Below are 15,029 nucleotides of genomic sequence, written 5' to 3'. Positions count from 1 at the left end.
TTAACGGCAAACAATCAGATATTCTTAGTTTTATTGCGCGAGTAGTCTATTTCAACCAAACAAGTGTCAATCTCTTTCTCCAATCCTTCTAAAATCAACAATTTTCAGAAAACACTGAATGTCATCGTCGTCGCCATGCCTGTGGTGGGATTTATTGCTGCGACCCTGGCTATCATCTTCTGGGAACGTGGGGTCCAGCCGCTGGATCTCAGTCTACTCGTAGGAATGTATGCCCTGACTTTCTTTGGCATCACTGTGGGGTATCACAGGTTTTTCACCCATCGTGCCTTTCAGGCTGGGGCATTTGTGCGTGCCTTTTTAGCGATCGCTGGCTGCATGGCAGGTCAAGGCCCAGTCGCCAGCTGGGTGAGCCACCATCGCTGTCATCACCTCTACTCAGATACTCAACAAGACTTCCACTCACCAAATATTCACGGAGAAGGGTTTTGGGGAGTTGTTCAAGGCTTTTGGCACGCCCATACTGGCTGGCTGCTAAACGTCGATTGGACGCCCCCATACCCCTATGTCTCGGATCTCAATCGTGACAAAGTTGTCCAAAAAATCGACCAGCTCTACATCCTTTGGGTGCTACTTTCTCTGTTAATTCCGACGCTTCTGGGTGGAGTCTTAACCGGGTCGTGGTCGGGAGCATTGAGAGGCTTAATCTGGGGCGGAGGTATCCGGATTTTCCTCTTGCATCAATTTACTTTTAGCGTCAACTCAGTCTGCCACCTTTGGGGAAAACGCCAATTTCCCACAGAAGATCAAAGTAAGAACAATCTTTTCGTCGCCATCATGACCCTCGGTGAAGGATGGCACAATAACCACCATGCTTTCCAGCACTCGGCAAGGTTTGGACTCAGATGGTGGCAACTTGATTTCGGTTGGTTGGGTATCCTCGCCCTCAATCGCTTAGGGCTTGTCTGGAATGTCAAAGTTCCATCCTCAAGCGAAATCGAACTGAAAAGCATCACTTCTTCAGTTGGATAGTAGGTGAATTTGACCCATTAGCCGCTGAAAGCATCTCATTTTGATATAAAACGCCTGGACTAACTCAAAAATGTTGTTAGGCGTTATTAGAAAGCGTTACACCCTGATATCCGAAAATTTCCTAGGGGCACGGCATTGCCGTGCCCCTACTTTTAGTGGAGATTACCTGCCTCTACAAATTAGGTTTATAGGGGTTTTCACTCTTAGTGCAATATAAAGAACCTCACCCGCAACCCCTCTCCGTTCACGGAGAGGGAATATTGAATCCCTCCCGGAAAAGCGGGCAGGAGTTGGGGTGGGGTTAAACCATACTGTATCCGATAGAGAATTGCTAGATTTTCTACCGCCATGTTTATGCAACTTTGGCGAATCTGCGATCGCGCAGTCGTCTCGCCTGCGATTAGACAGGTGTAGAAAAATTTCACGCGCTGTTAGTGATTAATGGTTATTCCTTTGTAGATATGAATGGTGCTGAGTTGAAAACTCATCATTAGTACCATTTCGGCGTTGTTGCTCTACATCGTCAGGCTAAGGTTGCCTCACCGTTTGGTGAGAGCAAATCCAAAATCCCCAATTGCTACTGACACATAACCATTAACACGCTAAATCAACTATGTCATATTCTTCTGTTCCTACCGGCATCCGAGATATCTTGAGCGAACGGTTTTCTCTACTGCCTCTGAAATTCTGCATCGATTGCTGGGGGACAGACAAGATAATGACCAATGAAACTTTTGATGACTCGCTTCCTCAACTCACTTTGCAGATTCATCATCCCGGAGTCATCCGGACGCTAATTCTGAGTCAAGATCCTTTGGTTCTAGCGGAAGCTTACCTTCGGGGCTTTTTAGACTTTACAGGTAACATCGACGATCTGATGCTCTTAGAAGCGCTTTCCTTTTCCCAATGCGATCGCAGCAAAGCAATCAAAGCTTGGATGGAAGCACTGAGTCTACCCCAATTGCCTTTATCGCAGCCAGAGAAATCACCTTGGCAGAAATTGATCGCTCATAGTCGCGATCGCGACTTGGCAGTTGTTCAATATCACTATGATGTTGGCAATGATTTTTACCGTCTTTGGCTCGATCCTTTACTCGTCTATTCTTGTGCCTATTTTGAACATCCTCAGATGAGCCTGCAAGAAGCTCAGCAGGCAAAGCTTGATTTGATCTGCCGTAAACTCCAATTAAAACCCGATGAATATTTATTAGATATTGGCTGTGGCTGGGGAGCTTTGCTACGCTGGGCTGTAACTCATTACGGAGTGAAGGGATATGGCATTACTCTGAGTAAAGAGCAACTGGCTTTTAACCAACAAGCGATCGCGAAAGAAGGTTTGGACACCCAGCTAAAAGTCGAGCTTCTCGACTATCGAAACTTACCCCAAACGCCAACCTTTGACAAAATTGTTTCAGTTGGGATGGTTGAACACGTAGGAATTAAAAACTACCCGATTTATTTTCAGAGTGCCTTCTCTACCTTGAAGCCTGAGGGTTTGTTTCTTAATCACGGCATTACCGCGTCAGAAAAATGGGACGGTTCCAGCCTCAACGAACGCTTTGTTCAACGTTATATCTTCCCAGACGGAGAGCTGTCCAGGCTGTCCGATTCTTTAGCTGTCGCTGAAGAGAGGGGATGGGAGATTGTCGATGTTGATGCTTGGCGGATGCACTACGCTAAAACAATGCGCTGTTGGGCAGCTAATTTGGATGCAGTGATGGAGAAAGCGATCGCCCTCAGCAGCGAACGTAAAGTCCGATTATGGCGGCTCTATCTCATTGGTTTCGCTCTTGCCTTTGAGCAGAACCACATGGGGCTTTATCAAGTCCTATTGCGGCGACGAGCAGATAAAGCGTGGAAATTGCCGTTTACCCGTAAAGATTGGTTATATTAAGAGTTTTAATATTGCTTGTTTCTACTACAGAGTGATGCCACAGCCGTCACTCTGTACAATCAGAATACTCACCGCCTTAGTAGACCACTATGCCCAGAAAACAGCAAAGCTGGATTGTTTTTCAGGCATCAAGAGCAGAATCAGCAATTCTGACGCTGTGTTGCCAGCAGATTGAACATTTAAATACAGAAGTTCTTACACTGATTCCCCGTTTAAATTTAGTCTGCGTCATTACTTTTCTGGCTAACCTTATACCAAAGATAGGCTGACAGCAACATTTGTAGCCAGATTATCAACTCCGCACTTTGGCGGACGATTACTGTATAAATACCCTGGCATATTCCTGACCAGTCGAACACTGTATTTGACTCTAGTTACCAGTTGAGACACAAACCAAATTATGCTAAAAATTCCAGGTTATACAATCACATCAAAAATTTACGAGGGAACAAAAACCGTTGTTTATCGAGGATATCGCCATCATGATGAGCAACCTGTTATTGTTAAGAGTCTTTGGCAAGAGTATCCAGCTCTCACGGAAATTGCCAAGCTTAAACATCAATATGAAATTGCTTATAACTTACCTATCCCAGGAATTGTTAAACCTTTAGAACTAGAAAAATATAATCAATATTTGTTTTTAATCTTGGAAGATTTTGGAGGAGATTCGCTACAGGATTTTCTCTTGAAAAACAAAATTGATTTAAAAAGAATTATTCAAATAATTATTAATGTTTCAGAAACAATTAGTCAACTCCATCAAAATAACATTATTCATAAGGATATTAAGCCTCAAAATATACTTATTAATCCGGAAACGGGATTGGTAAAAATTACCGATTTTAGCATTGCCTCGCGTCTGTCCAGAGAAAACCAGATGATTGGCAACCCCAATTTGCTAGAAGGCACCCTTGCATACATATCACCAGAGCAAACGGGGAGAATGAATCGCTCAATTGATTATCGTACCGACTTTTATTCCTTAGGTGTCACCTTTTACGAAATGCTAACTGGAAGGGTGCCTTTTCAATCTAACGATCCGATGGAGTTAGTTCACTGCCATATTGCCAGCCTTCCAATTCCACCCAACCATCTGAATCCAAACATTCCACCAGCGGTGTCTGACATCGTGATGAAGTTATTATCTAAAAACGCTGAAGATCGCTATCAAAGTGCCTTTGGACTCAAAGCCGATCTAGAGACTTGTCTAACTCATCTAGAAAGTACGGGGAAAATTGGCGATTTCCCACTCGGTAGACACGATATCTCTGATAAATTTCAAATCCCCCAAAAACTTTATGGTCGAGACTCTGAAATTGCTTCTCTAATGGCAGCTTTTGAAAGAGTCAGCCTTGGCTCGACTGAAATGATGCTAGTTTCAGGATTCTCTGGAATTGGTAAATCAGCTTTAGTTAATGAAATTCATAAACCAATTGTACGGCAAAGAGGCTATTTTATTTCCGGCAAGTTTGACCAATTTAAACGGAATATTCCCTATGCTTCCTTAATTCAAGCTTTTCAAGAATTAGTTCGACAACTTTTAACAGAAATCCAAGAAAAAATAGACTTTTGGAAAACACAACTATTAGAATCTCTAGGTTGCAACGGTCAAGTCATTATTGATGTAATTCCAGAAGTGGAACTCATTATCGGCAAACAGCCACCAGTTCCAGAACTTGCTCCGACAGAAGCCCAAAATCGATTGAATTTAGTTTTTCAAAAGTTTCTCAGTGTTTTTACGACAAAAGACCATCCCCTAGTCTTATTTCTAGATGACTTACAATGGGCCGATTCAGCCTCATTAAAATTAATTTATCTGCTAATGACCGATCCGGATAGTAAATACTTACTCATGATTGGGGCTTACCGAAATAATGAAGTGAGTGCAACTCATCCTTTAATGCTGACATTGGACGAACTGAAAAAGAGCGATATTGCAGTAAATAATATCTCTCTTAACTCTTTAGTTATTAACAATATTAATTCACTGATTGCCGACACATTTAAATCTGAATCAACAAAAACGAATTCTTTGGCAGAGTTAGTTTTTAATAAAACTAATGGTAATCCCTTCTTTTTAACTCAGTTTTTAAAATCTCTTTATGAAGAAAATTTGTTTAACTTTAACTTAAAACAGGGATGTTGGCAGTGGGATCTGAAAAAAATTCGAGGAATGCAAATCACGGATAATGTAGTTGAGTTAATGGTGATAAAAGTTAAAAAGCTGTCTGAGTCTACTCAGAAATCCCTAAAACTTGCAGCTTGTATTGGCAACGAATTCAATTTAAAAGTTTTATCGATTGTTAATGAAAAGTCTCAGGTAGAAACTTCTGTTGAACTTAGGGAAGCCCTTAAGGAAGGGCTGATTCTACCCATTGGGAATGCATATAAATACGTTCAAAATTATACAGAAGATACTTTAAATGTTTCTCTCAATAATGATTTAGCTGTTGCCTACAAATTTCTGCATGACCGCGTACAGCAGGCAGTTTATTCCTTAATCCCAGAAACTGATAAACAACAGGTTCATCTCAAAGTAGGTCAGCTATTACTTAAAAATACAGATCGAGAAGAACTAGAAGATAAAATTTTTGATATAGTTAATCAGCTTAATTGCGGCAAAGATATCATAACTAATCAAGAGGCAAAATATGAACTAGCAAATTTAAATCTAACGGCTGGTAAAAAAGCAAAGCTATCTACAGCTTTTGAACCGGCATTAAAATATATAACTGCTGGAATGGAACTGCTTTGCGAGAAAGACTGGGAATTCCAGTATCCGTTAATACTATCTCTTTATAAAGAACGCGCAGAATGCGAATACCTGAACGGAAACATTGATGAATGTGAAAAGTTTTTTGAAATTATTTTAAATAAAGCCGCGTCTAATTTAGAAAAAGCAAGTGTATATATTATGAAAATAATTATATATACAACTAACTTGATGAAAACTAAAGAAGCGATTGAAATTGGTAAAGCAGGATTGAGGTTATTTGGTATCTCCCTCCCGGATGGTGAAAAGGAACTAACAAAACTAATAGAATCTGAGACCCAAAAGGTTAAAGCTAATCTGGCAGGGAGAGAGGTTAAAGATTTGATTGATGCGCCAGATATGACCGATTTGGAGAAAGTAGCTGCTACAAAGATTCTTATAAATATGACTCCACCTGCCCGATTTATTGGGAAGCATATATTTGATTCAATAATGTTAAAAATGGTGAATATATCTTTAAAATATGGCAATTCAAATGTCACTTCTTTTGCCTATATGTCCTATGGATGGACTCTGGCAGGAAGAGATGAGTTTGAATCAGCTTATCAATATGGTGAATTAGCTTTAAAAGTGAATGAAAAATTTAATAATATAACTTTTAAATGTAAGCTTAACATGATTTTTGGTTCGTATATTAGTCATTGGAAAAATCATTTGAGGATAGAGTGTGAGGGATATCTAAAAAATGGTTTTCAGGACGGAATTGAAATTGGCGATTTTCAATGGGCTACTTATTCAGCTTACTACCGATCTGTTAAATTAACATTTAAAGGAGATAATTTGGATGAAGTATATCAAGAAGCCCAAAAATGTTTAGAATTTACATCAAAAAAGAAAATACGCTCTTTTATTGATATGTTTTTAGTTATCCAGAAGTTTGTTTTAAGTTTAAAAGGAGAAACAGAACAAAAAACAAGTTTTAACGATAATAATTTTAAAGAAGAAGAGCATTGGGATGAATTGAAAAAAGTTCCAGCTCTTTATGTTACTTATTGTATTTTAAAGGCTCAACTACTTTATTTATACGAAGAATATGATGATGCGATGAAAGCGATCGCAGAAGGGGAAACACTGATCTCGATTCCCTTTGCGACCATCATGATACCGGAACATTATTTTTATTCTACTTTAATTCAAACAGCTCTTTATCCTACTTTGCTGGAAGCAGAGAAAGAGCAGGCAATGGAAAATCTATTGATAAATCTAGAAAAGATGAGGAAGTGGTCTGAAGCTTGCCCAGACAACTTTTTGCACAAATATTTACTAATGTCCGCTGAAATAGCGCGAATTACCGGCAAAGAGGGGGAGGCTTTGGATTTATATGAAAAGTCAATTAACTCAGCTAGAGAAAATGATTATATCCAGAACGAAGCGATAGCCAATGAACTAGCGGCAAAGTTCTTTCTCGGTAAAGAATACACTGTGCTAGCAAAAGCCCATATTCTGGAAGCTCACTATGGCTATCTTAAATGGGGCGCGATCGCTAAAGTGAATCATGTGGAAGAAAAATATCCGCAGTTCTTTTCCGGAGTATCTGTAACCGGCAAAGCTGGGGGTGTGAGCAACATAATTTCTTCTAGTACTGGCAGCGATTCGGGATTGTTGGATGTAACGACAGTCGTGAAAGCCAGCCAAACCTTAGCGAGTGAGATCGTTTTAGACAAGTTGTTAGAAAAGTTGATGAAAATTGTGATTGAGAATGCTGGAGCGCAGAAAGGCTTTCTCATTCTGGAAGAATCAGGCAACTTAGCGATCGCTGCTGAGGGAGAAGTTGATCGGGCTGAGGTAACTGTTCTCCAATTTATTCCCGTAGAATCCAGTCAGAAGGTTTCTCCTGCTATTGTCAATTATGTAAAAAGAACGAAGAATAATTTAGTTTTAAACGATGCCACTAACCAAGGCTTATTTAAATCAGATTCTTACGTTTTACAATATCAGCCTAAATCTATATTATGTCTTCCCATTATTAAGCAAACGCATCTAATTGGTCTGCTTTATCTTGAAAACAATCTGACGACTAATGCTTTTACACCTGACCGATTGAAAGTTTTGGAAATGCTGTCTTCTCAAATTGCTATCTCTCTAGAGAATGCCAAACTCTATGATGAGATGACAGCATTAAATGCTGACCTCAAGCAAGAAATTGACGAGCGCAAGCAGGCAGAAAATCGCTTACGCGAAAGCGAAGAGCGATTTCGATTGATTGCCGAAACTACTCCGGTTCCTCTACTGATAAGTCGTGTATCTGACAGCCAAATTCTGTATGCGAATATGGCGTGTAGCTCAACTTTGGGTCTATCCACGCAAGAATTGATAGATCGTCAGGCACAAGAATTTCATTACGATCCTGAGGCTCGAAAAGAGTTGCTGAAGATACTGGCTAAAAATGGGTACGTCCGCAACTACGAATTTCAGGCGAAAAAGGTAGATGGAACGCCATTTTGGATTAATTTATCCATTCAGCCAATCGCATTCAACGGCGAGCAAGCAATGCTGAGTGGATTCCAAGACATTACCGAACGCAAACGGATGGAGGAGTTAAAAGACGAGTTTCTGGCAAATACCTCCCACGAACTCCGCACCCCGCTTAATGGCATCATTGGCATTACCGAATCTTTGATAGATGGTGTAACGGGGCATTTGCCTGAGAAGACAATTTATAATCTATCGATGGTAGTATCGAGCGCTCACCGGCTATCCAATTTGATCAACGATATCCTTGATTTTTCTAAACTGAAACATGGAAATCTACCACTTAAAATCAAGCCGGTGGGAATGAGAGAAATTACCAACGTAGTGCTGACTCTCAGCCAGCCTCTAATTGGTAAGAAATCTTTGCAACTGCTCAATAAAATTTCTCCCAATACACCGTCTGTTAATGCTGATGAAGATCGGGTGCAACAAATTCTCTACAACCTGGTCGGAAATGCTATTAAATTTACTGATTCTGGTGTAGTAGAAGTGTCGGCATCTGTGGTCGAGGAGGAGCAGAAGGAAGATTCTTCTAACGCTGAATATTTACCTTATCTAGCGATTACCGTTGCCGATACGGGAATTGGTATTCCCCCAGAGAAATTTGGCAAAATCTTTGAATCTTTTGAACAAGCTGATGGCTCAACAGCAAGAATTTATGGAGGGACTGGTCTTGGTCTGGCGATTACTAAAAAGCTAGTGGAATTGCACAATGGGGAAATTTGCGTAGAATCTCAAATGGGTGTTGGTTCCCAATTTACGTTTACCCTACCCCTCTCGAAAGAGGTGAAGGTTGAAGAATTGAAGGTTGAAGAAAGGTTTAAGTTTAAAGAATTGAAACCTCGACTTGGAAACCTGCAACCTGCTAAACAGCAATTTGCAACCCAAAGTGGCGACATCAAGATTTTGATAGTGGATGATGAGCCAGTTAACGTGCAGGTGCTGGTCAACTATCTATCGGAGCAAAACTATTCCTTAACTCAAGCCTTTAATGGCATAGAAGCATTGGCAGCGATCGCGCAGGGGCTAAGACCTGACATCATTTTATTGGATGTAATGATGCCGCGCATGACTGGCTATGAAGTTTGCAAGAAAATTCGCGAACAGTATTCGCTGAACGAACTTCCCATTTTGATGTTAACTGCCAAAAATCAAGTATCAGACCTGGTAGAAGGATTTAAGTCTGGTGCCAACGACTATCTCATTAAACCAATCTCGAAAAATGAACTTCTAGCACGCATCAACCTTCATCTTCAGCTATCTAATCTGGAGGCGCTGCGGCAAGCAGAAGCGCGAGAACGAGAGAAAGCACAACAGCTAGAACTCACTTTAAGCGCATTGCAACGCACCCAAGCCCAGCTGATTCAGGCAGAAAAAATGTCTAGTATTGGGCAACTGGTGGCAGGAGTAGCCCATGAAATTAACAACCCAGTAAATTTTATTTACGGCAATCTTGCCCCTACAAATGACTATGCGCGAGACTTGCTCAATCTTATACAGATGTATGAGCAGTTTTACCCCGATCCAGTTCCAGAAATTCAGCGGGAGATTGAGACAATTGAATTGGAATATTTGAAAGAAGACTTCCCGAAAATCTTATCTTCTATGCAGGTAGGAGCCGAACGTATCCAATCTATTGTGCTGTCATTGAGAAACTTCTCGCGCTTGGATGAAGCAGAAATGAAGCCAGTAGATATTCATTCAGGCATTGAATCTACCTTGTTAATTTTGCAGCATCGGCTCAAACCCCAGAAAAACCGATTGGGGATTGAGGTGGTTAAAGAATTTGCTCGCCTGCCTAAAGTGGCCTGTTATGCGGGTCAGTTGAATCAGGTATTTATGAATATTCTCAGTAATGCAATCGATGCCTTAGAAGAGGTTTGTGGTTTATCGTTCACGGGTCATGACCATGAACAATCAACCATGAATAATGAACAATCGCCTACGATTTGGATTCGCACCTCTGTTGTAGAGGAGGATCGGGTTGCAATCCGGATTGGGAATAATGGGCCTAGCATGACAGAGGAAGTGCAAAAGAAGATATTTGACCCCTTCTTTACGACGAAGCCGGTGGGAGCTGGCACTGGCTTGGGATTGTCTATCAGCTACTCGATTGTGGTGGAGCGTCACGGGGGACAGATTCGCTGTATTTCATCACCCTTACAGGGCGTAGAGTTTATTATTGAGATTCCGATTCAGCAGCAAAAAAAAGGCTGATATAGACCAGGAGCAATCAAAATGAAGGCTTCTGGCGTCAGGTGCAAAGCGAATCATTTTCTTTGAGAGGCATCGCCCAACCGCTGACCAATTTACCGTAAAGTAACAGCATCTGGAATGCCCGAATTGCTAAATCCCAAAAAATGTTATACTATTCAAGTTATTAGGGCATGTAGCTCAGTGGATAGAGCATCAGATTCCGGTTCTGAGGGTCGGGGGTTCGAATCCCTCCATGCTCGTTGAAAGCTCTAAAAAGAAGAGGCGCGATCGCGTCTCTTCTTTAGCCTTTAAACTTTAACCTTTCGAGTAAACGCAATAACCACTCGCCAAAATCCCTTTTAAAAATTTGGAAGGATTCACTTCCCGCTCGATATCTGGCGAAGCAGAAATATCAACTCCCCTCAGTTGTTCTGGTAGCAGGGCAGATTTATGGGGTTTTATCGTGTATTGGGGGCATTTTTGCGAGAGTTGGGAATTTTTCAGCAGCCAGTTGATTTCCCGCAACGAGTATTGCTTTAAATCGGCTAAATTGAGTCCGGATTTCCTGACTTTCCTCAAAACGTTATCCAGAATATTTGCCGGACAGTATCGGTTGTAAAATAAATCCTCAAAAATAAAGACTCCCCCTGGCTTGATGACACGAGCAATTTCTGCCAGGTTCTTGCTGAGTTGTTGTTTTTCTAGGTGAAGAAAAACACTACTTGAGATTACAAATTCTATTGAATTGTCCTCAAAGGGCAACTGACCCATTGGCATACAAATCAAAGAAAAATCCGATGAAGAGAATAAATTGTATGCCTTATGAAAGGTCAACATCCGACGCAGCATATTTTCGGAAATATCTATTCCGTAATACTGATTGCAGGTAATTTTTTTTTGTTTTGAAAGATAGGCAGCATGTCTGCCATATCCACAACCCAGATCCAAAATCGAATCAAAATGTTTGCCTGTCGGAATATTCTCCCAAATTTCTTTAGGAGTTTTTTGAGAAAGGGTAGTTTGTTCCCATTGCAGTGAAGCTTTCTCCCAGATTTGCTTCAGATTCAATCTGGAATCAGCTTCATAGTTTTTCGGGAAAAATATCTCATTGAGCAGTTGAAAATTGTTTAACTGAAGTTGAGATTTTTTTAAGGTCGGCATTTGACTCAATCTCCTCCCCTAGGCTGTGGTTGGATGAAAGCGACTATTTTGTATTCTTCAGTACCCCAGCCTTAAAGATTCGGGTAACTCCGTAAATATCCGGACTGATGTTCTTTATATTTAATCTTTCCTTCAAAAATATTGCTATGGCTGAGAGCTTATCTTTACTTAAGCTTTAAATAAAAAGAGAGCTGACCGCAGAAGTATAAAGTTTCTGTAAAGAAGACTGAAATTCTCAAGACAATAAATTCTGGATTTTCTCGTAAAATCAAGGCTTCTAGGCGATTTAACCGTTTTCAATCTGTTTCCAAATTAGGAAAAATGACCGCACTCCGGGTTGTGGGTGAGAAAATGCTTATATCCGTATATCTTCGGATATAAGCCTAAAGATAGAGTCGTTACCGATTCCAGATGCTGAAAGCAGTATTAGATTTCTGTATCGTCAGTGTTTTCCCTCATCCCTCTGACAATTCGGGAGAGTTCGCTCTTTTCATCAACCGCAATCCGAGTAGGAGAACCACTGATAATTCGTTCGTAATTCCGGAACGAATCCTTAATTTCAGCTCCTGCATCACTAATCGTGTACTCGCGGATGCCTTTTTCATGCCACGAACCCCGCATTTTAAAGACATTGATAGCGCGGGACATTTCACCGCGAATTTCCACATATTGCAGCATCAAAATCGTGTCTGTAATGGTGGAAATATGGGAATCCGTAATCGAGTGGGAACCCATAAAGTGGTCTGTGGTATTGGTAAAAAAGCCAGTGATTTCCTCTTGCTTGGCATAACCTGTAACACCAATCACAAACTGCCGGAAGGCGTTGTTGCTGACGCCTCGAGCTAATGCCGAAAGCGAATCAATGGCAATGCGAGACGGCTTGAATTCAGCAATTTCCGACTTAATCATCTGCAAGTGGTCTTCTAACCCAGCCGACTCTGGATAGGTGCAAAGGATTCTCAGCAATCCTTTTTGTTCCATCTCCTCAAAATCAATGCCCCAAGAGTAGGCATTGCGAGACAGTTGGGCACGAGATTCTTCGTAGGCAAACAAAATGGCACGTTCGTTGTTCGTACAGGCAACTTGCAAAAATTTGCTGACTAAAAGCGTTTTGCCAGTACCCGTGGCACCCGTTGTCAGAATGATAGAATCTTTAAAAAATCCACCTCCACACATTTCGTCAAGGGTTTTAACACCCGAAGACACCCGGACATTAGAAGAACGCTGGGTGAGCCGCATCGCTCCTAGCGGGAAAATATTGATGCCATTATTGGTCATGGTGAAAGGGTATTCCCCTTTCATGTGAGTGGTGCCACGAAGTTTAAGAATTTCAATCGTGCGACGACGGCGTTCTCCTTCCAAAACGTTGCGGACAATTGCCACGTTATCGGAAACAAACTCTTCTACTCCGAACCGCGCCACGGGGCCATATTCTTCGAGCCGTTCCGTCGTCATCACCGTAGTGACGCCAATTTGTTTGAGGCGAGCTACTAAGCGAAAAATTTCTCTTCGTACCACAGAAGCAGCATCATATTGCTGAAAAACAGCGGTGACAGAATCGATAGAAACCCGCTTAGCTTTGTATTTACGAATGGCGTACTGAATGCGCTCAATTAGGGCGGAAAGGTCAAAGTTCCCGACGACTTCCTGCCCTTCTGGATCGGGTGAAGCATCCAGAATAAATAACTTTCCTTCATCAATTAAACGTTGCAGATCCCAACCAAAACTGGAGGCATTTTTGATGATATCGGTAGGAGATTCTTCAAAGGTAACAAATACCCCAGGCTCATCAAAATAGGCAATTCCATGATAAAGAAATTGAACGGCAAATAGTGTCTTGCCAGTTCCAGAAGTACCACTGAATAAGGTAGTTCTCCCTAAAGGTAAGCCTCCATGACTAATATCATCGAAGCCTTCAATCATCGTCCGGATTTTTTGTACTCCCACCGGAGCCAATTCGGCTTGTGGCTCAATCGGATTAGTTTTACTCATCGCTCTTCCGTCGCAAAAATTGGCTCTACTTGCAGAAACGGGCTAGGAAACCTACAACAGTTTAAAGTCTAAAGTCTCCAGTCCGAATTAAAGTTTATAAATCCGCTTCGGCTTCAGCAAGTTCTTCATAGAGAATATCTAGCCCTACCAAGACTTTTTCCCGATCAGAAAGATCCCCAATGATTTTGCGGACTGGAGGCGGTAATACTTTTGCTAAGGTGGGTGTGGCTAATATTTTATCTTCCTCTGCCAGTTGCGGATTTTTGAGAACATCGATCACTTTGAGAGCGTAGACACCTTGAAACTCGTGTTCGAGGATATTTTTGAGTGTTGTCAAAGCTCGTACAGAATTGCTAGTATTTCCAGCAACGTAGAGCTTGAGAACATAAGTTTTCTTTAGCGCACTCATAGCTTAGGGATTAGGGTAAGAGTTTTGGAGTGGGAAATCGGGATTGTCTAAAGTCTAAGGTTTTTTGGAGTCTGCTTTAAATGAATCGCTTAAAGCGCAAACTCATGACTCTCTAGGAATGGAACGGCGATACATTTCGCACAGGTGAGCAATGACATCAATTAAAGTCAATCGATAGTCCAGTAATACTTCTTCACTCCGCCCCTCTAATTTCAATTTTTTGGAAAAATCATCCATTAATTCCATGTGAATTTCAACAATTTGAGAAACAGAGAGATCGGCAAAAAAAGCCGTTGTCACAAATTGGTCGATTATTTGATTCAGTGTACTCTCTGTGGAAAAGTAACTGAGAACAATTTTGCGGTATTCTGCTCGGAGTTGTTGTAAAAGTTCTTGCTTCTCGGTTCGGGATAGATAGCGGAAAAAAGACTGTGGATTTCGCTTATAGTACACACCCAAGTATCCTAATCGCTCCTTAAGTTTTTCAGACAGCCGTCGCTGCTGTAGCATGAGAAAATTTTGAGTATGCAACTCGGTGATGGGATCGACGGTGATGGAGCGATCTGGCAGGAGACAGGTGGGAGCAAGAGTAAGAAACTGAGCGATCGCCTGTTCAATCAACCGCGCGATCTTGTCCGCTTCGGTTGCAGCTACATAAACTTCCCCAGGGTGGTAGATGTAAGTCTCCAAGGCTTGGGTAGAATTCGGGGCGGTACGGGGGGGATTTTGCCCCTCTAGGGTGGTCGATCCCTGACTGGCTTCGTCTGCTACCCCAGATAAAATCACAACTGGCAGCAGTATGCCTTGTTCGTACAAACGATTGACGAGGGGGCGCAACGATGAGTCTTCTTGTAAAACCAAACAATCAATTTGTTGCTTGTACTGCTCAACCCAGTCAAACAACTCCGGTAAGGACGATATCTGGTTTAGAAGATAGCGATGTTCTACGGCGATCGCTTCTTTGGGGGATTCGCTGCACAATGAATCGCGTAAGGACTGTGCCAGCGACTCCGAGCGCACAAAAGTACAAATAGACAGCGGATGATGCAAAACTTTAACTATTCTAGAGTAGAAATTAAATTACTGTTTGTCTGGAGACATCGCTCAGGAGGAGGATCTCTCCCCGGCATTCTTCATTAACT

At 41.6% G+C, this 15,029-nt stretch carries 8 protein-coding genes and 1 tRNA gene; 4 read left to right on the top strand and 5 right to left on the bottom strand.

All coding sequences use genetic code 11. The features are described from left to right. Positions 1–63: 63 nt before the first annotated feature. A complete protein-coding gene (locus tag NC996_RS06050) occupies positions 64–990 on the top strand; it encodes an acyl-CoA desaturase (RefSeq protein WP_190523969.1) in 927 nt (308 codons plus the stop codon). A 203-nt stretch (positions 991–1,193) separates the two neighbouring features. On the opposite strand, the gene NC996_RS06045 is transcribed toward NC996_RS06050, so the two are convergent. Further along, the gene (locus tag NC996_RS06045) at positions 1,194–1,415 is read right to left on the bottom strand and encodes a hypothetical protein (protein ID WP_190687677.1); all 222 of its coding nucleotides are present in this window, start codon (positions 1,413–1,415) and stop codon (positions 1,194–1,196) included. 188 nt (positions 1,416–1,603) lie between these two features. On the opposite strand from NC996_RS06045, the gene NC996_RS06040 reads away from it, so the two are divergent. From NC996_RS06040 to NC996_RS06030, 3 genes are all read left to right on the top strand, one after another. Next, positions 1,604–2,884, top strand: coding sequence for a class I SAM-dependent methyltransferase (locus NC996_RS06040; RefSeq protein WP_190687675.1), 1,281 nt, complete (start codon positions 1,604–1,606; stop codon positions 2,882–2,884). Positions 2,885–3,284: 400 nt separating this feature from the next. After that, a complete protein-coding gene (locus NC996_RS06035; protein ID WP_190687672.1) occupies positions 3,285–10,346 on the top strand; it encodes an ATP-binding protein in 7,062 nt (2,353 codons plus the stop codon). Between the two features lie 166 nt (positions 10,347–10,512). Beyond that, positions 10,513–10,585, top strand: a tRNA-Arg gene (locus NC996_RS06030). Between the two features lie 55 nt (positions 10,586–10,640). Here the strand turns inward: NC996_RS06030 and NC996_RS06025 are convergent. The 4 genes from NC996_RS06025 to NC996_RS06010 all read right to left on the bottom strand — a co-directional run bounded on the left by NC996_RS06025 (position 10,641) and on the right by NC996_RS06010 (position 14,937). Continuing rightward, positions 10,641–11,486 carry a class I SAM-dependent methyltransferase gene (locus tag NC996_RS06025; protein ID WP_190415939.1) on the bottom strand — a complete coding sequence of 282 codons (846 nt, stop codon included), beginning with the start codon at positions 11,484–11,486 and terminating at the stop codon, positions 10,641–10,643. 426 nt (positions 11,487–11,912) lie between these two features. Beyond that, positions 11,913–13,478 carry a circadian clock protein KaiC gene (gene kaiC, locus NC996_RS06020; protein ID WP_190415940.1) on the bottom strand — a complete coding sequence of 522 codons (1,566 nt, stop codon included), beginning with the start codon at positions 13,476–13,478 and terminating at the stop codon, positions 11,913–11,915. 94 nt (positions 13,479–13,572) lie between these two features. Next, the gene (gene kaiB / locus NC996_RS06015; RefSeq protein WP_190415941.1) at positions 13,573–13,887 is read right to left on the bottom strand and encodes a circadian clock protein KaiB; all 315 of its coding nucleotides are present in this window, start codon (positions 13,885–13,887) and stop codon (positions 13,573–13,575) included. 102 nt (positions 13,888–13,989) lie between these two features. Further along, a complete protein-coding gene (locus NC996_RS06010; RefSeq protein WP_190676537.1) occupies positions 13,990–14,937 on the bottom strand; it encodes a circadian clock protein KaiA in 948 nt (315 codons plus the stop codon). Positions 14,938–15,029: the final 92 nt, after the last annotated feature.

Origin of the sequence: Trichocoleus sp. ST-U2, from assembly GCF_039961875.1 — a bacterium.
Classification (GTDB): Bacteria; Cyanobacteriota; Cyanobacteriia; order Cyanobacteriales; family FACHB-T130; genus FACHB-T130.
Note: the sequence above shows the minus strand (reverse complement) of the source record. Positions and strands in the feature narration are given on the sequence as shown.

Coding starts and splice junctions, on each gene's coding strand:
- NC996_RS06040 (WP_190687675.1), top strand. CDS start 1,604: ATGTCATATTCTTCTGTTCCTACCGGCATCCGAGATATCTTGAGCGAA.
- NC996_RS06035 (WP_190687672.1), top strand. CDS start 3,285: ATGCTAAAAATTCCAGGTTATACAATCACATCAAAAATTTACGAGGGA.
- NC996_RS06025 (WP_190415939.1), bottom strand. CDS start 11,486: ATGCCGACCTTAAAAAAATCTCAACTTCAGTTAAACAATTTTCAACTG.
- kaiB (WP_190415941.1), bottom strand. CDS start 13,887: ATGAGTGCGCTAAAGAAAACTTATGTTCTCAAGCTCTACGTTGCTGGA.
- kaiC (WP_190415940.1), bottom strand. CDS start 13,478: ATGAGTAAAACTAATCCGATTGAGCCACAAGCCGAATTGGCTCCGGTG.